This window comes from Nocardia kruczakiae NBRC 101016 (assembly GCF_001612965.1).
GTDB lineage: Bacteria > Actinomycetota > Actinomycetes > Mycobacteriales > Mycobacteriaceae > Nocardia > Nocardia kruczakiae.
Window position 1 is genome coordinate 31,523 of sequence record NZ_BDBL01000043.1, and the last position, 25,851, is coordinate 57,373.

Consider the following 25,851-nt stretch of genomic DNA (forward strand, 5'->3'; position numbering starts at 1 on the left):
ATCAGCGGCCGAGCGCGCCGCCGGCGACGGCAGGCAGGATGGTGACCGAGCCGTTGGCCGGAACCTCGGCCTCCAGCCCACCGGCGAAGCGCACGTCCTCGTCGTCGACGTAGATGTTGACGTAGCGGTTGAGCTTGCCGTCGGACAGCAGGCGCTGCTCGAGTCCGGGATAGTTGGCCTCGAGGTCCCCGATCACCTCGGCGAGGGTGGAACCGGTCGCCTGGACCCGCTTCTCACCTCCGGTGAGGGTGCGCATGATGGTCGGGATGGACACGGTTACCGACATGGGTGCTCCTGTTTCTTCTGGTCGCCTGGTTCGCGGACGCGTCGGGCTCAGGCCCGGGGGTACTCGGTCACGATCTTGACCGGTTCCTCGGTGACCACACCGTCGAGGATCCGGTAGCTGCGCAGTTCGTGCTGCTGCGGGTCACGGGTGGACACCAGCACGTAGTGGGCGTTCGGCTCGGAGGCGTACGAGATGTCCGTCCGGCTGGGATAGGCCTCGGTGGCGGTGTGCGAGTGGTAGATCACCACCGGCTCCTCGTCCCGGTCGTCCATCTCCCGCCAGACCCGCAACTGTTCGCCGGAGTCGAACCGGTAGAAGGTGGGCGAGCGCTCGGCATTGATCATGGCCACGAATCGCTCCGGTCGGTCGGAGCCTTCGGCGCCGGCGATCACACCGCAGGCCTCGTCGGGATGATCGGCGCGGGCGTGCGCCACCATCGCATCCACGAGATCGGCCCTGATCACCAGCACAGTTCGAATCCTTCCGCTCACGCCCGCGACGCGCCCGGCCCGCGCGGGTCGTATCGCTGCCGTCAACGGCCGAGGATATTCGGCTATTCCCACCCACCGCACGGGCGGGCCTGATATAGCGCATCACACGGCGTGGAATGCCTCGATCCGGACAGGCCGGGGCTCAGCCGAACAACTCGCGGTAGGCCGGGATGCCGGCCACCGGGTTCGCCCGCAGGATCGCGTCCACGATCGCCCGCTCCACACACACCGCGGCCGCGGTGCACAGTTCGTCGAGCAGCAGCAGATCCGCCGGAAACGCGGGTGGCAGTGGAATATTCGATTCCGCGGTGATCGTACCGGTGGCCAGCGCGAACAACGTGTCGCCGTCGAGCGGGGAATGGGCGGGCCGGATCGCGCGAGCCAGCCCGTCGTGCGCGGTGACCGCGAGCCGGCGACATCCCGCCGGATCCAGCGCGGCATCGGTGGCCACGACACCGATGGTGGTGTTGAGCACCGTCCCCTTCACCGGCAGCGCATTGGCGCGGGCCAGGGCTTCGGCGGTGGCGGGTGCCAGACCGAAATGCTCCGGTCCGTCGGTACCCGCGCCCCAGGGCAGGCCGGTACGCGGATCGAACACCGAACCCACCGGATTGGCGACCACCAGCGCCCCGACGGTGTGGCCGGCGGCCGGGCCTGCGGTGAAATGCACACTGGCCGTGCCGATTCCGCCCTTGATGGAACCGGCTCGCGCCCCGGTGCCGGCACCCACACTGCCGCGTTCGAACGTCTCGCTCGCCGATTGCGTTGCGCGATAACCGAATTCCGCGGTCGGCCGGATATCCCACGCCCCCACCGGGAGATCGAAGATCACCGCACCGGGAACGATCGGCACCACCCGCGAGGGATCGGCCGGATCCATCGGAATGCCCTCGCCGTCCTCCTCCAGCCGGCGCATCACCCCGTCGGCGGCCGCCAGCCCGTAGGCGCTGCCGCCGGTGAGCAGCACCGCGTTCACCTGCCGCACCGTCTGGCCGGGATCGAGCAGATCGGTCTCACGGGTGCCCGGTCCCCCGCCCCGCACGTCGACCGACGCGGTGGCTCCGCCCGGCACCCGCACCACGGTGCAGCCGGTCGCGGCGCCGGAGCCGAGCGTCGCGTCCGGATCGAGTTCGTGGTGGTGACCGACGAGTACACCCGCCACGTCCGTGATCGAATCCCGAGGTCCGGGCACCGAAGTCACATGTCCTCCTGCAGACGTGGGCATCCGCGAAGCGCGGGCGGAGTCAGGGCGCGAGGGCGTGCAGCAGCGAATCCTGCATCCAGGTGAGCCAGTGGTAGACGTCCAGGTGCGGGGCGCGCGGATCGTCGGGATCGAGCTGGTCGGGCGTGTCGGCGTCGATGCCCAGTGCGGTGCCCAGCGCCAGCCGCACGTCGTTGAGGGCGTTCAGCCAGGCGTCGGCCTGTTCGGGAGTGAGCACGATCTTGCCGCCGCGCTCGGGCAGGGTTTCCAGGACCACCGTGCCCGCGGCCACCTTCGCGTCGATGATCTCGGGTTCGTGCAGACTGCGCAGGGCGCTGTTGAGATCGGCGCGGTCGGCGTCCGGAGAACCGGGTTCCTTGCGATGGAAGTCGGGCAGCAGCCGCGCCAGCCGCGGATCGTCCGGGGGAACGCTGTTGCCGGTGCGAAGTCCGGTCAGCTCCGCGAGATCGTCCTCGGGGGTGGATCGAGCCCGATCGGTGAGCAGTCCGGTTACCGCCCCCACCAGCGAACGCAGGACGTCCGCCTCCCGGGGGTCCATCTCCGACCGCAGCTTGAGCCCGCTCAGCGAGTTCTTCCTGCTCCACTTGCGCACGGGGCTACCGTAGCCGTCGCGGTCACTGGTCACGTTGCATGGTCGCCCAGAGCCCGGCGGCGTGCAGACGCTGGACGTCGTGCTCCATCCTGTCCCGGGATCCCGACGACACCACCGCCTTGCCCTCGTTGTGTACCTGCAGCATCAGCTCGGTTGCTTTGGCTTTGCTGTAACCGAACAGCTTTTGGAAGATGTAAGTGACGTAGTGCATCAGGTTCACCGGGTCGTCCCAGACCACCGTGACCCACGGCCGGTCCTCGGCCTCCAGGATCTCGGTGACCTCGACGGTCTCCGGTGTGGCCTGAGCCGCCGACAACCGTCCGGCCACGACGCCTACACGGGTGTCTCGCCCCGCCCACGGCCCTTCCCGCCACGCCGTGTCCCGCGGGCCCGTCGCTGGCGCCGCTGCCTGGTTCGCGCCGGCCGGACCGGCGGCGATCCGGACGGCGTCTCTCATGCACAGACCCATACCCTCAGAGTACGACGCGGCTCCGGATAAACAACACCCGCGCCGAGCACCTCCGGAGGGCCTTGCGCGACGCCGCGCGCACCGCGGCGCCCGCCGCCCGTCCGGTATGTCTACAGTGGCCGCGTGGACACTTCGGCCGCCGCCGCGAGCACCGCCCTGCTGACCGACCAGTACGAGCTGACCATGCTCGCGGCCGCCCTGGCCGACGGTTCGGCACAGCGGCACTGCACCTTCGAGGTATTCGCTCGCCGGTTGCCACACGGTCGCCGATACGGCGTCGTCGCGGGTACCGACCGGTTGCTCACCGCGTTGCGGGACTTCCGCTTCGGCGATGCCGAACTCGCTGTCGCGGCGCGATTCCTGGGCGCGCGCACGCTGGAGTGGCTGCGCGATTTCCGCTTCACCGGCGACATCGACGGCTATCTGGAAGGTGATCTCTACTTCCCCGGCTCCCCCATCCTGTCGGTGCGCGGCAGTTTCGCCGAGTGCGTGGTGCTGGAAACGCTGATTCTGTCGATCCTCAACCACGACAGCGCGATCGCCGCCGCGGCGGCGCGGATGGTCAGCGTGGCCGGGGGCCGCCGGATGATCGAGATGGGTTCGCGCCGCACCCACGAACTGGCCGCTCCCGCCTGCGCCCGCGCCGCGTATCTCGCCGGGTTCGACGCCACCTCGAATCTGGAGGCGGTGCGGCGCTACGGCATTCCCGGCGCGGGCACCAGCGCGCACGCCTTCACGCTGCTGCACAGCGGCCCGGACGGGCAGCACGAGGCGGCGGCCTTCCGCAGTCAGGTCGACGCGCTCGGCATCGGCACCACACTGCTGGTGGACACCTTCGACATCACCGCCGGGGTGGCCCGGGCCATCGAGGTCGCCGGGCCCGAATTGGGGGGTGTGCGTATCGATTCCGGCGACCTGGGCGTGCTGGCGCGGCAGGTGCGCGACCAGCTCGACGCACTCGGCGCGAAGAAAACCCGCATCGTGGTGTCCGGCGATCTGGACGAGTACGCGATCGCCGCACTGCGCGCCGAACCTGTCGACGTATACGGCGTGGGCACCTCCCTGGTCACGGGGTCGGGCGCGCCGACCGCCGGAATGGTCTACAAACTGGTGGAGGTCGAGGGCGTACCGGTGGCCAAGCGCAGTAGCCACAAACAGTCGCGGGGCGGCACCAAGCGCGCGGTGCGACTGTCCCGCGATACCGGCACCATCGTCGAGGAGATCGTGTATCCGGCCACCGCGCAACGCCCCACCGGCAACGGTTACGACGTGCGGGATCTGCTGGTTCCGCTGATTCGCAAGGGTGAGCCGGCGGCCGACGCGCCGGATCTGGCGCACAGCCGGGATCTGGTCGCCCGCGGTCTGATCAGTTTGCCCTGGGAGGGCTTGAAACTCTCCGCGGGCGAACCGGCCGTTCCGACCACGTTCCTACAATGAACGTGGGGCAACCGGCGAAACGAGGTGCGGGAGATGGGTAGAGCGCTCATCGTCGTCGATGTGCAGAACGATTTCTGCGAGGGCGGCTCGCTGGCCGTCGCCGGCGGCGCCGCGGTGGCCCGGCAGATCAGCGACTACCTGGCCGCACACCGCGGCGACTATGCCGCGATTGCCGCCACCCGGGACTTCCACATCGATCCGGGTGCCCATTTCTCCGATCATCCCGATTACGTGGACAGTTGGCCGCCACACTGCCGCGCCGGCACGCCGGGTGCGGATTTCCATCCGAATCTCGACACCTCCACTCTCGACGCGGTGTTCTCCAAGGGCGCCTACAGCGCCGCCTATTCCGGATTCGAGGGGTCGACCGATGATGCGGTCGAACTCGCGACATGGTTGCGCGACAAGGGAGTCGACGCCGTGGACATCTGCGGTATCGCCACCGACCACTGCGTCCGCGCCACCGCCGCCGATGCCCGCGCGGCGGGTCTGACCACCCGGGTACTGCTGAACCTCACCGCGGCGGTGTCACCGGAGACGACCGCCACCGCACTGGACGGTCTGCGTGCCGCCGGCGTGGAGTTGGCGGGCAGCCTGCCCACGAACCCATGACCGTGAGATCGGGCTAGGACTCCGCGGCCAGGAATTCCACGAGCGCGGAGGCTACCGGCCCGGGGTTCTCGACCTGCGGGTAGTGCCCCGTCGCGGGCGCCGCGTCCAATACCTCGAACCGGGCCTGCGGCAGCCGTTCCCGCAGCCGCGGCAGCAGGTGCCCGCCGCTGATCGGATCGGCCGGACCCCACACGAAAAGTACCGGCCCGGAATAACTTTCGAGCGCCTGCTGCCAGCGTGACGCGTTGGCCCGGCGCTCGGCGTGGTAGCGATTGAGCGCCCATTGCACGCGCTTACCGCCGCCGTCGGTCATCGCCAGCCACATCTGGTGCAGATCGGCGTCGGAGACCGGGCGCCCGAGGATGCGGCGCAACGTCATCCGGAAGGTCGTCTCCGACATGAGCGGATTCAGTATCTTGCCGATCGGGGTGGTCATCAGATGCTGAATCGGCAAGGGCCGGTACAGGTCCGGGTACAGGCCGCCGTTGAGCCAGGCCATCCGCCGCACCCGAGCACTGTCGCGGGCCAGCAACTCCTGCGCCACGCTGACCCCGTAGTCGTGGGCCACGAGTGCGGTCTCGGTGATGCCGAGCCGCTGCCAGAGCTGTTCGACCAGCGTGGCCTGTTCGGTCATCCGATAGTCGTGCCCGCGTGGCTTGTCGCTGGCGCCGAAGCCGAGGAAATCCAGAGTCGTTACCCGGCAGCCGGATTCGGTGAGGGCGGGCAGGATCGAGACCCAATCGTGCGAGGACGTCGGATATCCGTGCAGCAGCGTCACCGGCCGCCCGTCGATCGGGCCGTCCTGCCGGTGGAAGATCCGGTGGCCACTCAGCTCGAGGTGCGATCCCCCGGCGATCCAGGTGCGGTAATCCGGCTCCACGCGCGTCTCCTTCCCCGTACCGCACCCCCTGATGCGGATTACCGCCAACCCTACTGACCGTCCCGGACGCCGCCACCGGATCCGGCGTCCCCGCGACGCACCCTGTGGACAACCGCCGGCCTGTGCACAACTCCGCTCGGACGGGCGCGGGCAACCACAGGCGACCGCCGCCGGTCGTCCCGGTTGTCGGCAGGGGGCGCTAGTCTTCCTGGGTGCCCGAACTCCCGCCCGTACCGACTTTGCTGGCGACCGCCGTGGAAGCGCTCGGCGGTACGGCGCGTACCGGCCAGCAGACCATGTCGGCCGCGGTCGCGCACTCCATCGACACCAAGGAACACCTGGCCGTCCAGGCCGGAACCGGCACCGGTAAGTCGCTGGCCTATCTGGTGCCGAGTCTGCGGCACGCGGTGCAGAGCGGGCGGACGGTCGTGGTGTCCACCGCCACCATCGCGCTGCAGCGGCAGTTGGTCGACCGCGATCTGCCGCGACTGGCGCAGGCGCTGGAGAAACCGCTGGGCCGGCGCGCCCGGTTCGCGATCCTCAAGGGCCGCAACAACTATCTGTGCCTGCACAAGATCAACAGCGCGATCCCGGACGAACCGCCGGAGACCGAACTGTTCGACGCCTTCGCGATCTCCCGGCTCGGACGCGAGGTGCAGCGCCTCAACGACTGGGCCTCCGACACCGAGACCGGCGACCGCGACGAACTGGTCCCCGGCGTCAGCGACCGGGCCTGGCGTCAGGTCAGCGTCTCGGCGCGAGAATGCCTGGGCAAATCGCGCTGCCCGTTCGGCACCGACTGCTTCGCCGAACGCGCCCGCGCGGAATCCGGGCAGGCCGATGTGGTGGTCACCAACCATGCGCTGCTGGCCATCGATGCCATCAGCGGAATCCAGGTGCTGCCCGAACACGATGTGGTCGTCATCGACGAGGCGCACGAACTGGTGGACCGGGTCACCGGGGTGGCGACCGCGGAACTGTCCACCGCGACCATCACGGCGGCGGCCAAGCGCTGCACCAAACTCGTCGACGAGGCCGACCTCGACCGGCTCGAGGGTGCGGCGGAGGCATGGCACGAACTGCTCGAGGATCTGCCGCCGGGCCGCTGGGACGAACTGCCCGCCGGCGGCGATCAGGTGCTGGCTCTGCTGCGCGATGCCGCCTGGACCGTCCGCACCGCCCTCGCGCCTCCCGGTTCCGGTGCGCCACAGGGCGATCCGGAGGCCGCCGCCGCCCGCAACATGGCGGTGGCCGCGGTCGAGGAGGTGCACGATACCGCCGTACGCGCGCTGACGGCGTTCGAAGAACCCGATCCGGCGGCCCGCCGCGATGTGCTGTGGCTGGCCGTGGACGAGGTGCGCGGCGTCGCCCGGCGCACGCTGCACATGGCACCGCTCTCGGTGGGCGGGTTGCTGCGCAGCCGGTTGTTCGGCACCGCGACGGTCGTTCTCACCTCGGCCACGCTGCAGGTCGGCGGTTCCTTCGACGGGCTGGCCGTCACGTGGGGGCTGCCCCCGCAGACGCCCGATCGCGCCGGGACCGACGTCCCCGGCGCCGAGCGCGCGGATCAGGGCAGCCGCCGGATCGACCCGGCGATGGCGAACGGAGCCGAAGCTCCCGCCGACACCTCGGCCATGCGCTGGAACTCCCTGGATGTGGGCTCGCCGTTCGATCACGCGAAATCCGGCATCCTCTATGTCGCCAAACATCTTCCGGCTCCCGGCCGCGACGGCCTGGCCCCGGCCTATCTGGACGAGATCGAGCGGCTGATCGAGGCGGCCGGTGGGCGCACCCTGGGTTTGTTCTCCTCGATGCGCGCCGCCAAGGCCGCCAGCGAAATCCTGCGCGAACGCCTGGACACGCCGATCCTGTGCCAGGGCGAGGACGCCACCGGCACCTTGGTCCGGCGCTTCGCCGAAGATCCGGCGACCTCGTTGTTCGGCACGCTCTCGCTGTGGCAGGGCGTGGACGTTCCCGGACCGTCGCTGAGCCTGGTCATTCTCGACCGCATTCCCTTCCCCCGGCCCGACGATCCGCTGCTCGTCGCCCGGCAGCAGGCCGTGCAGGCGCGCGGCGGCAACGGCTTCCTGACCATCGCGGCCAACCACGCCGCCCTGCTGCTGGCCCAGGGCACCGGGCGGCTGCTGCGCAGCGTGCACGACCGCGGCGTGGTGGCGATTCTGGATCCGCGGCTGGTGACCGCCCGCTACGGCGGATATCTGCGCACCTCTCTCCCCCCGTACTGGGAGACCTCCGACCCCGAGGTCGTCGCCAAGGCGCTGCGGCGATTGACCGCCACGGCCCCCGATCCGGCCGTGGCCGCCGAGAACTGAACCGAACCGTTATGTGACACCTGCCACATTGGCTGTGAAACTACTTCTATTCGGAAGTAAGTTGGCGGGCGATACTTCCGGTGCACCCCAATTCCCACATCGGAGTATCCGAGGTCCCCGCGTCGCGAACCCTGCACGCGACGTGGGGACACTCATATCGCCCGGCCGGCGAACCTACTTCACCAGCAAAGTGATCACCGCGGCCACCACACCGATCACGACCGCGCCGACTCCCCACACGATGCCGTGCCGCTGCCACGGCCGCCCGTGATCGACCGAGAAGCGGCCCGGGCCGGTGAAGCCCAGCGCCACCGCGACCGTCGCGAACAACAGCGCGGACTCGTATCCCTCTAGCCCGTGCGGCCAGGTCACATGCATCGCGTTGATCATGGTACCGAGCACGATCGCGGCGGCCAGGGGCGTCACCAGCCCGAGGAACAGCAGACCGCCGCCGACCGCCTCGCACAATCCGGCGAGCGTGGCGAAGAATTTTCCGGGGTCGTAATCCATGTGCTGGAATCCGGCCGCGGTCGCGGACAGGCCGGGGCCGTTGAACCAGCCGAAGAGCTTCTGAGTGCCGTGCACGAACAGCAGGCCGCCGAAGACCAGCCGCAACAGCAGGAGGCCGATATCGGCGGCGGCCGGATCGGCCACGGTCCGGAATTCCAGCGGGCGGGCGGCGGTCCGGGGCTCGGTATTGGCGGTCATGATCGTCGGATTCCTCATCTCGTTAGTTGACGAAAGCAAAACGGACCGCGGTCCGATTGATAACACGGTCACCAACCGAACCCGGTTCACGACTTATTCCGTACGGCGTGTTCCGTGGCGCTGGTTCGGTAGGGCCTCGTTCGGTAAGACGAGGAATGCGCGCCGAACTCATCGGCGCAGGGCTTCGCGGAACGCCGCCGGGCGGCCGATCGGCGAGGAACCTAGTCGGCGAGGAAGAAGAAGTACGCGAGGAATACCGCCATCAGCACCCACATCACCGGGTGCACCTCACGCCCGCGCCGCCGCGCGACCATGACGACGGGATAGAAGGTCAGCCCCATCGCGATCCCGTTGGCGATCGAATAGGTCAGCGGCATCATGATCACGGTGATGAACGCCGGAATCGCGTATTCGAGCTTGCCCCAATCGATGTCGCCGAGCGCCCGCGACATCAGCACGCCCACCACGATCAGCGCCGGCGCCGTCACCGCGGGGACATCGGCGACCACCGCGAAGATCGGGAAGAAGAACATCGCGGCCAGGAACCAGCCGGCGGTCGAGACGGCGGTGAGCCCGGTGCGCCCGCCCGCGCTGACGCCGGCGGTGGATTCGACATAGGCGGTGGTGGTCGAGGTTCCGATGATCGCGCCCGCGGCGGTGCCGATCGAATCGGCGGCCAGCGCCTGCGCGGCGCGCGGCAGTTTCCCGTCGGGCCCGAGCAGCCCGGCTTGGTTGGCGATGCCGATCAGCGTGCCCGAGGCGTCGAAGAAGTCGACGAACAGCATGGTCAGCACGACGATCGCCATCTGGCCGGTGAAGGCGTGCGGCAGATTCACGATGGCCTGGCCGAAGGTCTGATCCAGCCCGTGCGGCAGCGCCACCACCTGATGCGGCAGATGCACGAGCCCGCTGACGATGCCGACAACCGTCGTGGAGACGATGCCGTACAGCACGGCGCCGTGCCAGCCGAGCACCAGGAAGACGACCGTCACCAGCAGTCCGAACAGCGCGAGCAGTGTGGTCCCCTTGGTGAAGTCACCCAGGTGGACGAAGGTCGCCGCATCGGAGACCACGATCCCGGCGTTCTTGAGACCGAGGAAGGCGACGAACATGCCGATCCCCGCGCCGACGGCCAGCTTCAGTTGCAGCGGAATCGCGTCGATGATCTTCTCGCGGATCTTGGTCACCGCGAGGATGAAGAAGATGATGCCCGACAGCAGCGTGCCCGACAGTGCCACCTGCCAGTCGATCCCCATCCCCAGCACGACCGAATAGGCGAAGAAGGCGTTCAACCCCATCCCGGGCGCGAGCGCGATCGGATAGCGTGCCCACACTCCCATCACCAGCGTGCCCACCACCGCGGCCACCGCGGTCGCGGTGAATACCGCCTGGGTCGGGATGCCGCGCGATCCGAGCTGACCGTGGTCGCCGAGAACCGCCGGGTTGACCGCGAGCACATAGGACATCGCCAGGAAGGTGACGGTTCCCGCCATGAGCTCGCGCTTCATGGTCGAGCCGAGCCGGGCGATTCCGAAGTAGGAATCGAGGCGTCCCTTGGACCGCGACAGGACGTCGACACTGCTCATCTGCTGCTCTCCACCCTCGCCCCGGACCGATCCGACTGTGCCGAGGGCACCGTATCCGTCTCCGCCCGTTCCATGCCATTCAGATCGGCGAACATGTGGCAAATCACGCTCGCCGATATTCCCGCTGACCAGACGGTCTACGGCCGCGCCGCGGCGACCAGACCGAGTTCCGCCGGGCCCGACAGCAGCGGGTGTCTGGGCAGCACGCGGACGGTGTAGCCGACGGCGCCGGAATGCGGTACCGGCGTGGTGACCGCGTACTGCTCGGTGCCGGCGTCCGTCGAGAGGTGGTCCATGTCGACGACCTCCGTATCGGTCAGCTCGTCGTCGGAACCGACCCGGCCCAGAACCGCCTGCACCACCACGTCGCCGGTGGACAGACCGGCCAGATCGATGCGGGCCCGCAACGACAGTTCCGCGCCGATCACCGGAATATCGGGCAGGCCGGAGCTGTCGACCTGAAGGACCTTCACCTGCGACCACACCCCCTCGAGGCGGCGGCGGTATTCGGCCAGTGCCCGCGCCCCGGCGAAGTCGCCGGCCGCGACCGCGGCGTAGGAACCGGCGGCCGGGAGGTAGTAGCCGATGGTGTAGTCGCGGACCATGCGCGAGGCGAGCACCTTCGGACCGAGGGTGCGCAGCGTATGGCGCACCATTTCCATCCAGCGCACCGGCAGGCCGGATTCGTCGCGCTCGTAGAACCGCGGGAGCACCGAGCGCTGCAGCATCTCGTACAGCGCGGCGGCCTCCAGATCGTCGCGCCGATGTTCGTCGCGGACGCCGTCAGCGGTCGGGATGGCCCAGCCGTTGTCACCGTCGTACATCTCGTCCCACCAGCCGTCGCGGATGGAGAGATTGAGCCCGCCGTTGAGTGCGGCCTTCATCCCGGAGGTCCCGCAGGCCTCCAGCGGACGCAGCGGATTGTTCAACCACACATCGCAACCCCAGTACAGGTACCGGGCCATCGACATGTCGTAATCGGGCAGGAACACGATGCGGTGCCGCACCGCGGGATCGTCGGCGAACCGCACCACCTGCTGGATCAGCGCCTTCCCCCCGTCGTCGGCGGGATGGCTCTTACCGGCGACCACCAGTTGCAGCGGTCGCTCCGGATCGAGCAGCAGCGCGCGCAGCCGGTCCGGATCGCGCAGCATCAGTGTCAGCCGCTTGTAGGTGGGCACCCGCCGGGCGAAGCCGACGGTCAGCACACCGGGATCGAAAACCTCGTCCACCCAACCCAATTCGGCCGGCGCCGCGCCGCGTTCGAGCCACGATTCCCGCAGCCGGCGACGGACCTCGGCGACCAGTTCCGCACGCAGCGTCGCCCGCGTCTCCCACAGCTCGTGCGGATCCACGGCCCGCAGCTGTTCCCAGCCGCGCGCCTCGGCGACGAGTTCGGGTCCCTCCGTGGTTACGCGCGCTGCCTCCTCCGGGCCCGTCGCTCGCGCCGCGGTGTCGATCCATTCGCGAGCCGCCCAGGTCTGGGCGTGCACACCGTTGGTCACCGAACCGATCGGCACCTCGGCCGCGTCGAATCCGGGCCACAGCGGCGCGAACATGTCCCGGCTGACCTCACCGTGCAATCGCGAAACACCGTTGGCGCGCTGGGCGAGTCGTAATCCGAGGTGGGCCATGTTGAACACCGAAGGATCGGCCTCACGTCCCAGCGCCAGGATCCGATCCACCGAAATCCCCGGCAGCAGTGGCGATTCCCGTTCCCCGTGGGCACCGCCGAAGTAACGGCGGACCAATCCGGCGGCGAACCGATCGATGCCCGCGGGCACCGGAGTATGCGTGGTGAAGACGGTCGCGGCCCGGACCGCGGCCAGCGCGGAGTCGAAATCCATTCCGCCCGACATATATTCGCGAATCCGCTCGATCCCGAGAAATCCCGCGTGGCCCTCGTTCATATGCCACACATCCGGATCCGGGAGGCCGCGAGCCCGGGTGTAGGCGCGGACCGCGCGCACACCGCCGATTCCGGCCAGAATCTCCTGTTTGATGCGGTGATCCTGGTCGCCGCCGTAGAGCCGGTCGGTCACCGCGCGCAGTTCCGGATCGTTGTCGGCGATATCGGAATCGAGCAGCAGCAACGGAATTCGTCCCACCTGCGCGATCCACACCCGGGCGCGCAGGACCCGGCCCTCGGGCATGGGCACGTGGACGAGCACCGGCGCGCCCTCCTCGGCCAGTAGCCGCAGCGGCAGGCCTTGCGGATCGAGGTCGGGATAGCGTTCGGCCTGCCAGCCGTCGGCGGTGAGCGACTGCCGGAAATAGCCGGACCGATACAGCAGGCCGACGCCGATCAGCGGCAACCCCAGATCCGAGGCCGCCTTGAGATGGTCCCCGGCCAGAATCCCCAGCCCGCCCGAATAATTCGGCAGCACCTCGGTCACACCGAATTCCATGGAGAAATAGGCGATACCGCGCGGCGCCGGGCTTTCCGGCTCCGCGGCGATATGTTCGCCGAACCAGCGGGGTCTGGTCAGATAGTCCCGCAGGTCGGCCTCCGCGGCGTCGACGGCCGCCTGATAATCGGGGTCGGCGGCCCACTCGTCGAGCCGGTCGGCGTCCACCTCGCCGAGCATCCGCACCGGATCGCGCCCGACCCGCACCCACAACTCGGGATCCAGCTGCGCGAACACATCCTGAGTGGGCCCGTGCCACGACCACCGCAGATTGGCGGCCAGCTCACCGAGGGCGGCCAGCCGCTGCGGCAGATGGGCACGGACGGTGAAACGACGCAATGCCTTCACCGGGTAGACCCTACACGGCAGCACCGGCCCGTCCTCCGCACGCCGAGGCCGAGCCAGTGCGCTGACCTGCTGCGAAAGGTCTTATCCCCGCAGCGTCCGATCGAGCAGGGCCAGCAGCTCGCGCCGGTGCCGCTCGTCGGCTTCGCGGTCGTAGTCCGCCGTGTCGGTCTGGGTGTAACCGTGGTGTGCGCCGGGGTAGACCTCGGTGCGGTAGCGCACTCCGGCCGCGGCGAGAGCCTTGTCGAACGTCTCGATCTGTTCCGGCGTCAGCGAGCGGTCCTGGTCGGCATGGCCGAAATACATCTCGGCCGTGGCGTTCTCGACGGCCAGATGCGGGCTGTCGGGACCCTCGACCACCAAGCCGCCGGTGTGGAATCCGGCCGCGGCCGCGATCCGGTCACCGAACGCGCCGGCCGTGTACACCGCCAACCGGCCACCCATGCAGTAGCCGGCGGTGGCGACCGGACCGTGGGCCGTGTGCTCGAACGCGGTGAGCCAGTCCAGGTAGGCGCCGGCATCGCGGACCACGAGATCCGGGGTCAGCTCCCGCAGCATCGGGACGATCGTGGCGAACAGGTCCGGACGCTGCTGGGGGTCGATGAAATCCGGCAGCTCGAGCAGTGGCGCCCGGCCGTGCCGGTAGAAGACGTTGGGGACCAGCACGGTGTATCCGGCCGCGGCGAAATCGTCGGCCAGCGCGCGCAGACTCGGACGCAGTCCGAACGCATCCATGTACAGCAGCACACCGGGATATCTCCCACCCGCCGCGGGATAGGTGACGTACCCGTCGGCGACACCGTCGGGCGTCGCGATCTCCACGGTCTGCCCCTGCACTGCTGTCATGCGAGATTCCCTTTCTCTCGGCTCTCCCGGCGAATTCGTTCGTGCCGGCCGTTCGCCCCGCACCGGCGTCCACCAGAAACGGAACCAACGCCCCGGAAAGTTTGCCACGGCCCTCTCCGGCCCGCAATCGCGCAGGCCCACGTCGCGCGTGTTCGTGGTCGCCCCCGAACTACCGGTACGGTTGGTGCCGTGACCGGTCGCATCGCCATCGATGACACCGCCCCGGCCGTCGCGGGCGGATATCCGGCCAAGGCCGTCGTCGGCGAGGTGGTCCCGGTGCGGGCCGTGGTGTGGCGCGAGGGGCACGACGCGGTGGCGGCCACCCTGGCCGTGCGCGGACCGGGCGGCGGCCGCACCCAGCGGATCCGGATGGCGCCCGAGTTCGAACCCGATGTCTTCAATGCGGTGTTCACCCCGAATACACCGGGGCTGTGGACCTTTCGCGTGGAAGGCTGGGGCGATCCGATCACCGGTTGGCGCGCCGCGGTCGAGGCGAAACTCGCCGTCGGCCAGAGCGCGGCGGATCTGGCCAACGACCTCGAGATCGGCGCCCGGCTGTTCGAACGGGCCGCCCAAGCGGTCCCGAAACGCCAGTGGGAGAAACTACGCGCCGCCGCGGCCGCGCTGCGCAGCGATGCGCAACTGCCGGCGCGGGTGGCACCCGCCTTCAGCGCCGAGGTGGCCGAGATCCTGCGCGAGACGCCACTGCGCGACCTGGTGACCCGCGGTCCGGCCCACACCCTGCTGGTCGAGCGGCGGCGCGCGCTGGTCGGTTCGTGGTACGAATTCTTCCCCCGCTCCACCGGCGGCTGGGACGCCGACGGCAATCCGGTGCACGGCACCTTCGCCACCGCGACGAAGGAACTGCCACGCATCGCGGCCATGGGTTTCGACGTCGTCTACCTGCCGCCGATCCACCCGATCGGCACGGTGAATCGCAAGGGCCCCAACAACTCTCTGACGTGCGGGCCCGACGATTTCGGCTCCCCATGGGCGATCGGATCGGCCGAAGGCGGCCACGACGCCGTCCACCCGCTGCTGGGAACCGAGGCCGACTTCGCCGAATTCGTCCGTGCCGCAGGCGAACTCGGTCTCGAGGTGGCACTTGACCTGGCGCTGCAGTGCGCGCCCGATCATCCGTGGGTACGCAGTCATCCGGAATGGTTCACCACGCTGCCCGACGGCACCATCGCGTTCGCGGAGAATCCGCCGAAGAAATATCAGGACATCTACCCGCTGGATTTCGACAACGATCCGGACGGGCTGTATGCCGCCGTCCTGGGCGTCGTGCGGCACTGGATCGCTGTGGGCGTCAAGATTTTCCGGGTCGACAATCCGCACACCAAACCGGCCGACTTCTGGGAATGGCTGATCGCGCAGGTGCGCCGGACCGATCCCGATGTGATCTTCCTGTCCGAGGCATTCACCCGCCCGGCCCGCCTCTACGGCCTGGCCCGGCGCGGATTCTCCCAGTCCTACACGTATTTCACCTGGCGCACCGAGGCCTACGAACTGGCCGAATTCGGTCGCGAACTGGCCGCCAAGGCCGATGAGGCCCGGCCCAATCTGTTCGTCAACACCCCCGACATCCTGCACGAGAGCCTGCAGCACGGCGGTCCGGGCATGTTCGCCGTGCGCGCCGTGCTCGCGGCCACGCTGGGGCCGAGCTGGGGAATGTATTCCGGTTTCGAACTTTTCGAACATCAGGCCGTGCAGCCCGGCAGCGAGGAATATCTCGATTCGGAGAAATACCAACTGCGTCCGCGCCGATTCGCCGAGGCCGCGGCACGCGGAGAATCGCTGGAACCGTTCATCACCCGGCTGAACGAGATCCGCCGAGCCCATCCCGCGCTACAACAGTTGCGCTGCATCGCCTTTCACCACGTCGACAACGAGGCGCTGCTGGCGTACTCGAAGGTCGATCCGGGCTCCGGGGATGCGGTGCTGGTGGTGGTCAACCTGAACCCGTTCGGCGCCGAGGACGGGATGATCTCGCTCGACATGCCGGCCATCGGGCGGGAATGGCACGACCATCCGACGGTCCACGACGAGATCAGCGGCGAGGAATATCACTGGGCGCAAACCAATTACGTGCGGCTGGATCCCGTGCGCGCCCCCGCCCACATCCTCGCGCTCCCGGCGGTTTCCGCGGCCGCGCGCACCGAATTGGCCTACCGCAGGACATTCCGGTGACCGCAGGCCGGACCACCGCCCGGCGGCCACGCCGATGAATCGGCGCGATCTGATGCTGCTGGCCGCCGGTACCCACACCGACCCGCACACGGTCCTCGGCGCGCATCCACATCCGGACGGAACGGTGATCAGAACCCTTCGGCCCCACGCCGATTCGGTGTCGGCCCGCATCGGCGGCGTCGATCATCCGCTGCACCACATCGGCCACGGCGTCTTCGAGGGCGTGGTCGGGTTCCCGGATCTGTGGGACTACCGCCTGATCGTGGCGTATCCGGGCAGCCGGACCGTACTCACCGCCGACGGATACCGCTTCCTGCCGACCGTCGGCGAACTCGATCTGCACCTGCTCGGCGAGGGACGGCATCGACGGCTCTGGGAGGTACTCGGCGCCCATCCGCGCCGCTACACCACCCTCGACGGCGAGGTCACCGGCACGTCGTTCGCGGTCTGGGCGCCGAATGCGCGCGGTGTCACCGTCTTCGGCGATTTCGACAGCTGGGGTGGAACGAGTACGCCGATGCGCCGGCTCGGATCGTCCGGGGTGTGGGAGGTGTTCGTTCCCGGCGTCGCGGCCGGCACGCGATACAAATATCGCGTTCACGGCGCCGACGGACGGACCGTCGACCACGCCGACCCTCTGGCCTTCGCCGCCGAAACCCCGCCCGCGACGGCCTCGGTCGTCGCCGCCACCACCTACCGGTGGTCGGATCAGGACTGGTGCGCCGCCCGCGCCCGGCGCGACCCCACGCGCGAGCCGATGAGCATCTACGAGGTTCATCTCGGCTCGTGGCGGCCCGGACTCGACTATCGCAGCGCCGCCGAACAGCTCGCGGAATACGTTCGGGCCCAGGGATTCACGCACGTCGAACTGCTGCCCGTCGCGGAACACCCCTTCGGCGGTTCCTGGGGGTACCAGGTCACCTCCTATTACGCGCCGACCGCCCGCTTCGGCTCCCCCGACGATTTCCGCGCGTTCGTCGACCACCTGCATGCCCACGGCATCGGTGTCGTCCTCGACTGGGTGCCCGGCCACTTCCCGCGCGACGAATGGGCCCTGGCCCGCTTCGACGGCAACGCCCTCTACGAACATCCCGATCCCCGCCGCGGCGAGCAATTGGAGTGGGGCACCTACATTTTCGACTACGGCCGCAACGAGGTGCGCAACTTCCTGGTCGCGAACGCGCGGTTCTGGCTCGAGGAATTCCATATCGACGGGCTGCGCGTCGACGCCGTCGCCTCGATGCTGTACCTCGACTATTCACGTCCGCCCGGCGGCTGGGAGCCGAATGTGCACGGCGGACGGGAGAATCTGGAGGCCGTCGCCTTCCTGCGCGAACTGAACGCCGCCGTCCACGCCGATCATCCCGGCGTGGTGACCATCGCCGAGGAATCCACCACCTGGCCGGGGGTCACCCGGTCCACGGAGGTCGGCGGGCTGGGCTTCACCCTGAAGTGGAATATGGGCTGGATGCACGACACGCTCGGCTACCTCGGGCGCGATCAGGTGCATCGCAGCTGGCACCACAACGAGATCACGTTCTCGGCGGTCTACGCGTGGAGTGAGAACTATCTGCTGCCGATCAGCCACGACGAGGTGGTGCACGGCAAGGGCACGCTGTGGACCCGCATGCCCGGCGACGACTACGCCAAAGCCTGCGGCGTCCGCGCGGTCCTGGCCTACATGTGGGCACATCCGGGCAAACAACTGCTGTTCATGGGCCAGGAATTCGGCCAGTTCCGCGAGTGGTCACACGACCGCGGGCTGGACTGGGACGAACTCGCCAACCCGCTGCACGACGGTATCCGCGCCCTCGTCGCCGATCTCAACGCCGTCTACCGCGCCCACCCGGCGCTGTGGACGCAGGACACCGCGCCCGGCGGTTACGCCTGGATCGAGGCCGACGACCACGTGCACAACGTGCTCGCCTTCCTGCGCTACGGCACCGACGGCTCGGTCGTGGCCTGCGTCTTCAATTTCTCCGGCCTCGAACACCGCGACTACCGCATCGGCCTGCCGGCTCCCGGCACCTGGCACGAAATCCTCAACACCGATGCCACCTCCTACGGCGGCAGCGGCACCGGCAATCTCGGCGCGGTATCGGCGTCGGCCTGTCCCGCGCACGGCCGGCCGTACTCGGCGGAGGTCACCATCGCGCCCAACAGCGCCGTCTGGCTGACACCTGATCACCACCGCAGCATCGGCAACGGCCGCAACGGATGACGCAGCGCCCACCGCGCCGCGCTCTCGGCCAGGAAGCGATGAAATCCGTGGTACGGCAGCGCGGCGACGACGGCACGTACCTCGGCCCGGGGCAGACCGCCACGCACGAGGCCGCCGCTGACGTCGATACGGTCCGCGATCCGGAAGCTCTCGGCGATCGGATCATCCACCGCGCGTACCCGGTGGTGGTCGAGCACCATCCGCAGGACCGCCTCCTGGTCGGAGATTGCGAACTCGGCCGCGTACTCCTCGGCCAGCGCGGCGGAGGGCGCGAGATAGTCGAAAGTCCCGGCGGTCCAGATGCCGAGGTCGTGCACCGCCCACGCGAGCACCGCCGCATCGGGCAGCGGGGTATCGAGCAGCGCCCGGTGGTAATTGAGGCAGCGCAGCACGTGATTGCGGTATGTCGTCAGATCGTCACCCAGGTCGTCGCGGTGACGATCGAGGACCGCGGTGACGATCGGATGCTCGGTTCGCACGGTCATCCGGGCTCAGAACTTCCACGGCGCCGGCAGGTCCGGGACCACGCACCCATAGGTGTGCTCGATCGACACCGCAGTGCCGCGAACCGTACCGTGCGCACGCAACTCCACCGGGTAGTACCGGAAGCAGCGAACTCCGGAATCCGAATCGGGTAGCGCCAGTTCGGCATCGGCCAGATACGCGCAGGCCGAGGAGGCGTCGGGATGTGAGCCGCCGATCGGATCGCAGGTCAAGGTGACGGTGCGAGGCGAACGGTCGGGTTCGGTGCGGGTGAAGATCAGTTGGGTGGCCGCATCGTGGGCCGCGGCGCTGCTCGCCGGCATCAGCACTGCCGCAGCGCATGCGGCACCGATCAGTCCACGCGTCGTTGTCTTCACACCGGCCTCCCGTCCCCACGCCGACGGCGGATTCCGCCGGCGCCTGCGCCGATTATCGGTCGTGGCTCAGTACAGTGCCGTCGCCAGCTTGCGCCGGGCCGCGACCACCACCGGATCGGCGGTGTCGAACAGCTCGAACAGTTCGACCAGCCGGGTGCGCACGCGGTTGCGGTCGTCGCCCGCGGTCCGCTTGATCAACCCGATCAGCCGATCGAAGGCGGCCTCGGGCTGCTGGTTGAACAGTTCGGCATCGGCGGCGGTGAAGGCGGCGTCGATATCGCCCGGATCAGCGTCGGCCACCGCGATCGCGTCGGCCGGCAGCTCGCGGGCGCGACCGAAGAATCGCACCTGCCGCAGCGCCGCCTTGGCCTCCTCGTTGCCCGGTTCGGCGGCCAGAATCGCCTCGTACGCGGCCTCGGCCCCGGCGATGTCACCGCGATCGAGTGCCTCTTCGGCGGCCACGAACCGCGGATCCTCCGGCGCGGGCGCCTCACCTTGATCGTCACCGGCGCCGGGGAGTTTGCCCCGCACCGCGTCGACGACCGCGGCAAGCCACTGCTTGACCTGTTCCTCGGGCTGCGAGCCCTGGAAATCGGCCAGCGGCTGCCCGGCGGCCACCGCGATCACGGTCGGAATGCCCTGCACTCCGAAGGCCTGGGCGATCCGCATATTCGGCTCGGCCTCGATGGTGGCCAGTTCCCAGCTGCCCCCGGCGCTGCCGACCAGCCGCTCGAACAGCTTGACCAGTTCGACACTTCCCGGGCTGCGCTGCGAATACAGGACGACGACAACCGGCACCTCGAGCGATCGCCGCAGCACCTTGGTCTCGAAATCGGCCTCGGTGACAGCGTGATCGCCCGGAACATCCGTGGCGGCCGGCTGTTTCAGAGCGGACAGATCCACCGCTCCGGCCATGGCAGCGGCAGCGGCGGGCGAGGGACGACGTGCAGCAGGTCGAGTCACGACATCCAGTTTGTCACGACGCGGCGGGCGCCGGGGTCGCGGCCGGGCTCAGCTCTCCCAATTGTCCGGTCCGAATCGCCCAGCGCTCGAACCACACCGAGGTGAACGGCACTACCGTCGACACCAGACCCAGCAGGATCGTCTTGCCGGGCCATTCGTATTCGCGCCAGGCCAGCAGCAGGCTCACCGCGTACAGCAGGAAGATGATGCCGTGCAGCATGCCGAACACCATCACCGGCCAGGTGATGGGTTCGGGCAGCCGCTTGAGCACCGAACCGAGCAGCAACAGCGCCCACGACGGCGCTTCCAGCAGTCCGAACAGACGCACCCGCTTGGCGACGGTGCTCACGTCGAAGAATTCGCCCATGGCCACCATTGTGCCCAACGACTACGCAGCGTCGTAGTAGGTGTGGGTCATGCCACAGCGAGATTCGGCCTCAGACGCGGACGATGAGGGCGTCGCCTTGTCCGCCGCCACCACACAGCGCGGCCGCACCGACACCGCCACCACGGCGCTTCAGCTCCAGCGCCAGATGCAGCACGATCCGCGCGCCCGACATCCCCAGCGGGTGACCGATCGCGATCGCACCACCATTGACGTTCACCTTCTCCGGATCGATACCCAGCTTGCGGGTCGAGGCGATCCCGACCGCCGCGAACGCCTCGTTGATCTCCACCAGATCCAGATCCGCCGGCGAAATACCTTCCTTCGCGCACGCTTTCGCGATCGCGTTCGCCGGCTGGTCCTGCAGCGTGGAATCCGGACCGGCCACCACACCCGCGGCCCCGATCTCCGCGATCCAGCTCAACCCCAGCTCCTGAGCCTTCGCCTTGCTCATCACCACCACCGCCGCCGCACCGTCGGAAATCTGCGACGCCGAACCCGCGGTGATCGTGCCGTCCTTGGCGAAGGCCGGACGCAACTTGCCCAGCGACTCCACCGTCGTATCCGCGCGCACGCCCTCGTCCTCGCTCACCACGATCGGATCGCCCTTGCGCTGCGGCACCGACACCGGCACCACCTCATCGGTGAACACACCGTTCTTCCACGCCGCGGCGGCCTTCTGATGCGAGGCGGCGGCGAAGGCGTCCTGCTCGGCGCGGCCGATCCCGTCACCGGCATTGCGCGACTCGGTCAACGCGCCCATCGCCTGGTCGGTGAAGATGTCGTGCAACCCGTCGTAGGCCATGTGGTCACGCAACGTGACATCGCCGTACTTGAAGCCCTCACGCGACTTCTCCAGCATGTGCGGGGCCCGGCTCATCGACTCCTGACCACCGGCCACCACGATCTCGTACTCACCGGCGCGAATCAGCTGATCCGCCAACGCGATCGCGTTGATACCCGACAAACACACCTTGTTCACCGTCAACGCCGGCACATCCATCGGGATACCACCCGCGACCGCGGCCTGACGCGCCGGAATCTGACCCGCGCCCGCGGTCAGCACCTGACCCATGATCACGTAGTCGACCTGCTCCGGCGCGACCCCACCACGCTCGAGCGCCGCCTTGATGGCGAAACCACCCAGATCCGACCCGGAAAACCCGGACAACCCACCGAGCAGCCGACCGACCGGGGTACGGGCGCCGGAGACGATGACAGAGGTGGTGGCCACGATGAACCTCGCTTCTCGCATTCGGGGACGCAGCGGCGAGCCGCTGACATATTCGGTGGCGAGCCGCTCACATACTCGGTGGCGATCCGCTCACGTACACGTGGCGGGCCGCCCTCGTAGTCGACGACGGACCGCGCTCGTACTCAACGGTAACCCTTCCCGTCCCGGCAGCTCCAGGTAGGTGCGCGCTACCTTCGTAGAGTGAGCACTACCGATACGTCCGCTTTCATTCCCGCCGATTACGTCATCGCCGTCGACCACGTCGGCATCGCCGTGCCCGATCTCGATACCGCCGTGGCGTGGTATTCGGACAATCTCGGCATGGTCGAAACCCACCGTGAGGTCAACGAGGCCCAGGGCGTGCACGAGGCGATGCTGTCACTGCCCGGTTCCGGCGACGACGCCACTGCCCTGCAGTTGCTGGCGCCGCTGAACGAGGAATCCACCATCGCCAAGTTCATCGACCGCAACGGCCCGGGATTGCAGCAACTGGCCTACCGCGTGACCGATATCGACGCGGTAGCTACCTTCCTGCGAGGCCGCGGCATCCGTTTGCTGTACGACGCTCCGCGCGCCGGAACGGCCCACTCGCGCATCAATTTCATCCACCCCAAGGATGCTGGCGGTGTGCTCGTCGAATTGGTCGAACCGGCCGCGAATCCTACTCACTAGTACCGCAATCGGGCCACGGAAACAGTTCATAACGACATTCGCAGTCGACTCACCATGGTGGGTCGACAGGCTGTAGTTTGTGGGGCATGTCGTCCACTGAGCCCGATCGCAATCGCTTCGTCGCGTTGCCTTTCACGGTAGTACGTAAAGGCTACGACCGTGACGAAGTACGCAATTACTTCGACCGTTTCGATGCCGAGCTGAGGGTCACCGCAACAGATCGCGATGCCGCCGCCGCTCAGGCCCGTAACCTGGCCGCCCAGCTGGAGGACGCCCGCGACGAGATCGATGAACTTCGCAAGGAAGTCGATCGCCTGTCGGTTCCGCCCACCACCGCGGAAGGCATGAGCGACCGAATCTCCCGGATGCTGCGATTGGCATCCGACGAGGCGTCCGAGGTCCGCGCGCAGGCGCAGGCGGAGGCCGCCGAGATGATCTCCATCGCGGAGCAGCAGGCCACCGAGATGCGTGGCAAGTACGAATCCCTGCTGGCCGAGACCAAGGAGAAGCGCGAGGCGCTCGAGGTCGAATTCGAGCAGACGCTGTCGAACGCGCGCGCCGAATCGGCCAAGATCGTCGAGGCCGCCCAGGCCGATGCCACCCGCATCACCAAGGAGGCCGAGGCCAAGCGCAAGGCCGCCCAGCAGGACTTCGAGGCCACGATGGCCGAGAAGCGGACCAAGCTGACCAAGGCCATGGAGGAGCTGGAGGCATCCAGCCGCTCCGACGCCGCCCAGCGCATCAAGGAGGCCACCGACGAGGCCAACCGCCTGGTCACCTCCGCCACCCAGTCCGCCGATCGCAAGATCGCGCACGCCAAGGAACTGGCAGAGGAAATGCGCGTCCTGCGCGGCCGGGTGCTGGCCCAGCTGTTGGGTATTCGCGGCCAGCTCGATTCGGTCCCGGCCATGCTGGCCGCGGTCAACCGCGAGAGCGAACTGCTCGACGGTGCACCGGAGCAGCGTTCGCTGTCCGGTAAGCAGTCCGGAGCCGGCCGGCAGAAGGCCATCCCCGAGGTCAAGGCGGAAGACGAAGAGTCCGTCGACGAAGAGCGCGAAAGCGCCGAAGTCTCGAGCTGACAACACGCGCCACCCCCTCAGGGCGACAACATTCACCACCCGTTTCGAGGCCGCTCCCGCACCGCGGGGGCGGCCTTCTCTCTACCCCCGGCGGGTTACGACCAGCGCCGCGTGATCGTGCGGGTGTGCCGCCCGCGCCAGCAGCCGGAATGCCAATGCCGGCGGTCGTTTTCGCCGCCCTCGGCCGGCCACGCCACGATATGCGCTGTACCGGGCGGGATCTCGTGATCGCAGCCGGGGCACCGATAGGTCTTCACCGCACGCGAACCCGGAATCGTGCGCACCACAAAGGTTTCCGCGCCGCCGGGCCCGTCCTCGGTGCGCCCGAAGACGTCACCGATCGGTCGCGGATTCCGATGGAGCCGCGACGATTTCGGACGAGGTTTCCGGCGTGGCACGAGCGCCCTCAGAACAACCGGAATTCGGTGCTGTCGGTGCCGCGCAGAGCATCGTAATCGAGTGTGACGCAGCGGATCCCGCGATCGGTGGCCAGGGTCCGCGCCTGCGGTTTGATCTGTTGTGCGGCGAAGACACCGGTCACCGGCGCCAGCAGCGGATCGCGGTTGAGCAGTTCCAGATAGCGGGTGAGCTGCTCCACCCCGTCGATCTCGCCGCGGCGTTTGATCTCCACCGCCACGGTGGCGCCGCCGGCATCACGGCACAGGATGTCCACGGGGCCGATGGCCGTCATGTATTCGCGCCGGATCAGCGTATAGCCGTCGCCCAGGGTGCCGATGTGCTCGGCGAGCAGCTCCTGCAGATGCGCTTCCACGCCGTCTTTCACGAGCCCGGGATCCACGCCCAGCTCGTGCGCGGAGTCGTGTTCGATGTCCTCGACGGTGATCCGCAGCTCCTCACCGGCTTTGTTGGTCACCACCCACAGCTGAGAGCCGTCGGGCATCGTCTCGACATCGGTCTCACGCTCCTCCAACCAGCAGGGCGGGCTCATCCAGTTCAGCGGTTTGTAGGAACCGCCGTCGGAATGCACCAGCACCGAACCGTCCGCTTTCATCATCAGCAGCCGACGGGCCATCGGGAGATGTGCGGTGAGCCGACCCACGTAATCGACCTGGCAACGAGCAATCACAAGGCGCACCGGTCGAGTTTAGGCCCTCGCCGAGACCGCTTGCGCGCGGGGCGATCAGCCGACGAGGAGGATGTACCCGAGGACGGCCGCGACGACGAGCAGCCCCATCTCGAACCGATTGAGCCGGTGCGCGTGCACATGACCGCTGCGCAGCAGCAACCACCCGGTCAGCAGGCCGATCGTCAGGGCGATCAGATGCCCGACATTGGTGAAGGTATGGCCCATGATGACGCCCGCGACGGCGACCGCGCCCAGCGAGATCGCCCACGTGGGTCGCCACTTGGCGGGCAGGACCACGATCAGCGATCCGATGACCGCCATCGCGCCGTAGCTGACCCCGACGTCCTCGGCGAGGGAAATACTCGTCGGCAGCCATTTCACGCTCACCGCCACCCACAGGCCGCCGGCGACGACGAGTGTGGCGCCGATATGCCCGGCGATGAAGATGCGCAGCAGTGACAGCGCCCCGAAGCGCCATTCCGCCAGAATGAGCAGACAGACCAGCAACGGGATGAGCAGAGCACCGGCGGTGCCGTCGCCGATCACGAACGCGCTCGAGAAGAGGGTGCCGAATCGCCCGGCCAGCAGGTTGTGCAGATTGGTGCTCGCATGCTGGATGACGCGGGTCTGCTGCGTATCGCTGAGCACGGACACCAGAACCGTCACCGCGATGAGCAGGGCGCCGTAGCTGTAGGTCATCGGCAGCTTGAACCGATCCCGCAGCGTGAGGGAACGGCCGGCCTGCACGGGGCCGGACTCCAGTGCTGACTGTGTGGCCGGCTCCTGGAGTAGAACCATTCGGATCACCTTCCGCTACCAGACCGGTACCGCGTGCACCGGGTCGACACCTTCCATGATCCCGATCGATCTCCCGAATGGTGTCAGGCTTACTTAGGAAAGTCCTGTGAACCGGGGAATACCCACCCGGATCGGTCCCAAAAT

General features: G+C 68.3%; 25 protein-coding genes. 7 read left to right on the plus strand and 18 right to left on the minus strand.

The window, feature by feature from the left end; genetic code table 11:
• Position 1 precedes the first annotated feature (1 nt).
• From NK1_RS26920 to clpS, 5 genes are all read right to left on the minus strand, one after another.
• Positions 2–286 carry a MoaD/ThiS family protein gene (locus tag NK1_RS26920; RefSeq protein WP_039776839.1) on the minus strand — a complete coding sequence of 95 codons (285 nt, stop codon included), beginning with the start codon at positions 284–286 and terminating at the stop codon, positions 2–4.
• A gap of 47 nt (positions 287–333) precedes the next feature.
• Complete coding sequence (locus tag NK1_RS26925) at positions 334–756, minus strand: M67 family metallopeptidase (protein WP_063013122.1); 423 nt, start codon at positions 754–756, stop codon at positions 334–336.
• 163 nt (positions 757–919) lie between these two features.
• Entirely contained in the window at positions 920–1,978 is a 1,059-nt protein-coding gene (locus NK1_RS26930; protein WP_245660839.1) for a P1 family peptidase, read from the minus strand.
• A gap of 43 nt (positions 1,979–2,021) precedes the next feature.
• Positions 2,022–2,591, minus strand: coding sequence for an oxidative stress transcriptional regulator AosR (aosR, locus tag NK1_RS26935; protein ID WP_063013169.1), 570 nt, complete (start codon positions 2,589–2,591; stop codon positions 2,022–2,024).
• A 22-nt stretch (positions 2,592–2,613) separates the two neighbouring features.
• Positions 2,614–2,919 carry an ATP-dependent Clp protease adapter ClpS gene (gene clpS / locus NK1_RS26940; RefSeq protein WP_036498646.1) on the minus strand — a complete coding sequence of 102 codons (306 nt, stop codon included), beginning with the start codon at positions 2,917–2,919 and terminating at the stop codon, positions 2,614–2,616.
• A gap of 264 nt (positions 2,920–3,183) precedes the next feature.
• On the opposite strand from clpS, the gene NK1_RS26945 reads away from it, so the two are divergent.
• Complete coding sequence (locus tag NK1_RS26945) at positions 3,184–4,497, plus strand: nicotinate phosphoribosyltransferase (protein WP_063013126.1); 1,314 nt, start codon at positions 3,184–3,186, stop codon at positions 4,495–4,497.
• A gap of 33 nt (positions 4,498–4,530) precedes the next feature.
• Positions 4,531–5,109: an isochorismatase family protein gene (locus NK1_RS26950; protein ID WP_063013128.1), complete on the plus strand. Its 579-nt coding sequence runs from the start codon at positions 4,531–4,533 to the stop codon at positions 5,107–5,109.
• A 13-nt stretch (positions 5,110–5,122) separates the two neighbouring features.
• Here the strand turns inward: NK1_RS26950 and NK1_RS26955 are convergent, their stop codons facing one another.
• On the minus strand, positions 5,123–5,989 hold the full coding sequence (locus NK1_RS26955) for an alpha/beta fold hydrolase (RefSeq protein ID WP_063013130.1): 867 nt from the start codon (positions 5,987–5,989) through the stop codon (positions 5,123–5,125).
• 212 nt (positions 5,990–6,201) lie between these two features.
• On the opposite strand from NK1_RS26955, the gene NK1_RS26960 reads away from it, so the two are divergent.
• Positions 6,202–8,322: an ATP-dependent DNA helicase gene (locus tag NK1_RS26960; RefSeq protein ID WP_063013132.1), complete on the plus strand. Its 2,121-nt coding sequence runs from the start codon at positions 6,202–6,204 to the stop codon at positions 8,320–8,322.
• 174 nt (positions 8,323–8,496) lie between these two features.
• On the opposite strand, the gene NK1_RS26965 is transcribed toward NK1_RS26960, so the two are convergent.
• The 4 genes from NK1_RS26965 to NK1_RS26980 form a co-directional block, all read right to left on the minus strand.
• Entirely contained in the window at positions 8,497–9,048 is a 552-nt protein-coding gene (locus tag NK1_RS26965; RefSeq protein ID WP_245660841.1) for a DoxX family protein, read from the minus strand.
• Between the two features lie 203 nt (positions 9,049–9,251).
• Positions 9,252–10,616, minus strand: a complete 1,365-nt coding sequence (locus tag NK1_RS26970; protein ID WP_063013134.1) for an NCS2 family permease — start codon at positions 10,614–10,616, stop codon at positions 9,252–9,254.
• A gap of 137 nt (positions 10,617–10,753) precedes the next feature.
• Complete coding sequence (glgP, locus tag NK1_RS26975) at positions 10,754–13,372, minus strand: alpha-glucan family phosphorylase (RefSeq protein WP_063013137.1); 2,619 nt, start codon at positions 13,370–13,372, stop codon at positions 10,754–10,756.
• A gap of 81 nt (positions 13,373–13,453) precedes the next feature.
• The gene (locus tag NK1_RS26980) at positions 13,454–14,215 is read right to left on the minus strand and encodes a dienelactone hydrolase family protein (protein WP_063013139.1); all 762 of its coding nucleotides are present in this window, start codon (positions 14,213–14,215) and stop codon (positions 13,454–13,456) included.
• Between the two features lie 189 nt (positions 14,216–14,404).
• Between NK1_RS26980 and NK1_RS26985 the strand changes: the two genes are divergently transcribed.
• Both NK1_RS26985 and glgB read left to right on the plus strand, forming a co-directional pair.
• Positions 14,405–16,408 (plus strand): alpha-1,4-glucan--maltose-1-phosphate maltosyltransferase, encoded by a 2,004-nt coding sequence (locus NK1_RS26985; protein ID WP_063013141.1) that lies wholly within the window; start codon positions 14,405–14,407, stop codon positions 16,406–16,408.
• A 34-nt stretch (positions 16,409–16,442) separates the two neighbouring features.
• A complete protein-coding gene (gene glgB / locus NK1_RS26990; protein ID WP_063013143.1) occupies positions 16,443–18,629 on the plus strand; it encodes a 1,4-alpha-glucan branching protein GlgB in 2,187 nt (728 codons plus the stop codon).
• Here the strand turns inward: glgB and NK1_RS26995 are convergent.
• The 5 genes from NK1_RS26995 to NK1_RS27015 all read right to left on the minus strand — a co-directional run bounded on the left by NK1_RS26995 (position 18,593) and on the right by NK1_RS27015 (position 22,071).
• Positions 18,593–19,114: a hypothetical protein gene (locus NK1_RS26995; RefSeq protein ID WP_063013145.1), complete on the minus strand. Its 522-nt coding sequence runs from the start codon at positions 19,112–19,114 to the stop codon at positions 18,593–18,595. The two genes, glgB and NK1_RS26995, sit on opposite strands and share 37 nt — an antisense overlap.
• 6 nt (positions 19,115–19,120) lie before the next feature.
• Positions 19,121–19,489 carry an SSI family serine proteinase inhibitor gene (locus NK1_RS27000; RefSeq protein ID WP_157104457.1) on the minus strand — a complete coding sequence of 123 codons (369 nt, stop codon included), beginning with the start codon at positions 19,487–19,489 and terminating at the stop codon, positions 19,121–19,123.
• 66 nt (positions 19,490–19,555) lie between these two features.
• Positions 19,556–20,404, minus strand: a complete 849-nt coding sequence (locus NK1_RS27005) for a tetratricopeptide repeat protein (protein WP_063013149.1) — start codon at positions 20,402–20,404, stop codon at positions 19,556–19,558.
• Between the two features lie 61 nt (positions 20,405–20,465).
• On the minus strand, positions 20,466–20,819 hold the full coding sequence (locus NK1_RS27010; protein ID WP_036498619.1) for a DUF3817 domain-containing protein: 354 nt from the start codon (positions 20,817–20,819) through the stop codon (positions 20,466–20,468).
• A gap of 70 nt (positions 20,820–20,889) precedes the next feature.
• Positions 20,890–22,071: an acetyl-CoA C-acetyltransferase gene (locus tag NK1_RS27015; protein WP_245660843.1), complete on the minus strand. Its 1,182-nt coding sequence runs from the start codon at positions 22,069–22,071 to the stop codon at positions 20,890–20,892.
• A 201-nt stretch (positions 22,072–22,272) separates the two neighbouring features.
• Between NK1_RS27015 and mce the strand changes: the two genes are divergently transcribed.
• Positions 22,273–22,743 carry a methylmalonyl-CoA epimerase gene (gene mce, locus NK1_RS27020; protein ID WP_063013153.1) on the plus strand — a complete coding sequence of 157 codons (471 nt, stop codon included), beginning with the start codon at positions 22,273–22,275 and terminating at the stop codon, positions 22,741–22,743.
• A gap of 86 nt (positions 22,744–22,829) precedes the next feature.
• Positions 22,830–23,822, plus strand: a complete 993-nt coding sequence (locus NK1_RS27025) for a coiled-coil domain-containing protein (protein WP_051024364.1) — start codon at positions 22,830–22,832, stop codon at positions 23,820–23,822.
• Between the two features lie 95 nt (positions 23,823–23,917).
• Here the strand turns inward: NK1_RS27025 and NK1_RS35855 are convergent, their stop codons facing one another.
• The 3 genes from NK1_RS35855 to NK1_RS27040 are packed head-to-tail and all read right to left on the minus strand — an operon-like array spanning position 23,918 to position 25,707.
• Entirely contained in the window at positions 23,918–24,220 is a 303-nt protein-coding gene (locus tag NK1_RS35855) for an Rv1322 family protein (protein ID WP_063013155.1), read from the minus strand.
• Positions 24,221–24,228: 8 nt separating this feature from the next.
• Positions 24,229–24,918: an endonuclease NucS gene (gene nucS, locus NK1_RS27035; RefSeq protein ID WP_036498613.1), complete on the minus strand. Its 690-nt coding sequence runs from the start codon at positions 24,916–24,918 to the stop codon at positions 24,229–24,231.
• A 45-nt stretch (positions 24,919–24,963) separates the two neighbouring features.
• On the minus strand, positions 24,964–25,707 hold the full coding sequence (locus NK1_RS27040; protein ID WP_063013173.1) for a rhomboid-like protein: 744 nt from the start codon (positions 25,705–25,707) through the stop codon (positions 24,964–24,966).
• Positions 25,708–25,851: the final 144 nt, after the last annotated feature.

Excerpts from the sequence above, each read along its gene's own strand:
- NK1_RS26920 (WP_039776839.1), bottom strand. The coding sequence starts at position 286 with ATGTCGGTAACCGTGTCCATCCCGACCATCATGCGCACCCTCACCGGA.
- NK1_RS26950 (WP_063013128.1), top strand. The coding sequence starts at position 4,531 with ATGGGTAGAGCGCTCATCGTCGTCGATGTGCAGAACGATTTCTGCGAG.
- NK1_RS26965 (WP_245660841.1), bottom strand. The coding sequence starts at position 9,048 with ATGAGGAATCCGACGATCATGACCGCCAATACCGAGCCCCGGACCGCC.
- NK1_RS26970 (WP_063013134.1), bottom strand. The coding sequence starts at position 10,616 with ATGAGCAGTGTCGACGTCCTGTCGCGGTCCAAGGGACGCCTCGATTCC.
- NK1_RS26980 (WP_063013139.1), bottom strand. The coding sequence starts at position 14,215 with ATGACAGCAGTGCAGGGGCAGACCGTGGAGATCGCGACGCCCGACGGT.
- glgB (WP_063013143.1), top strand. The coding sequence starts at position 16,443 with ATGAATCGGCGCGATCTGATGCTGCTGGCCGCCGGTACCCACACCGAC.
- NK1_RS26995 (WP_063013145.1), bottom strand. The coding sequence starts at position 19,114 with ATGACCGTGCGAACCGAGCATCCGATCGTCACCGCGGTCCTCGATCGT.
- NK1_RS27005 (WP_063013149.1), bottom strand. The coding sequence starts at position 20,404 with ATGGCCGGAGCGGTGGATCTGTCCGCTCTGAAACAGCCGGCCGCCACG.
- NK1_RS27010 (WP_036498619.1), bottom strand. The coding sequence starts at position 20,819 with ATGGGCGAATTCTTCGACGTGAGCACCGTCGCCAAGCGGGTGCGTCTG.
- NK1_RS27025 (WP_051024364.1), top strand. The coding sequence starts at position 22,830 with ATGTCGTCCACTGAGCCCGATCGCAATCGCTTCGTCGCGTTGCCTTTC.
- NK1_RS27040 (WP_063013173.1), bottom strand. The coding sequence starts at position 25,707 with ATGGTTCTACTCCAGGAGCCGGCCACACAGTCAGCACTGGAGTCCGGC.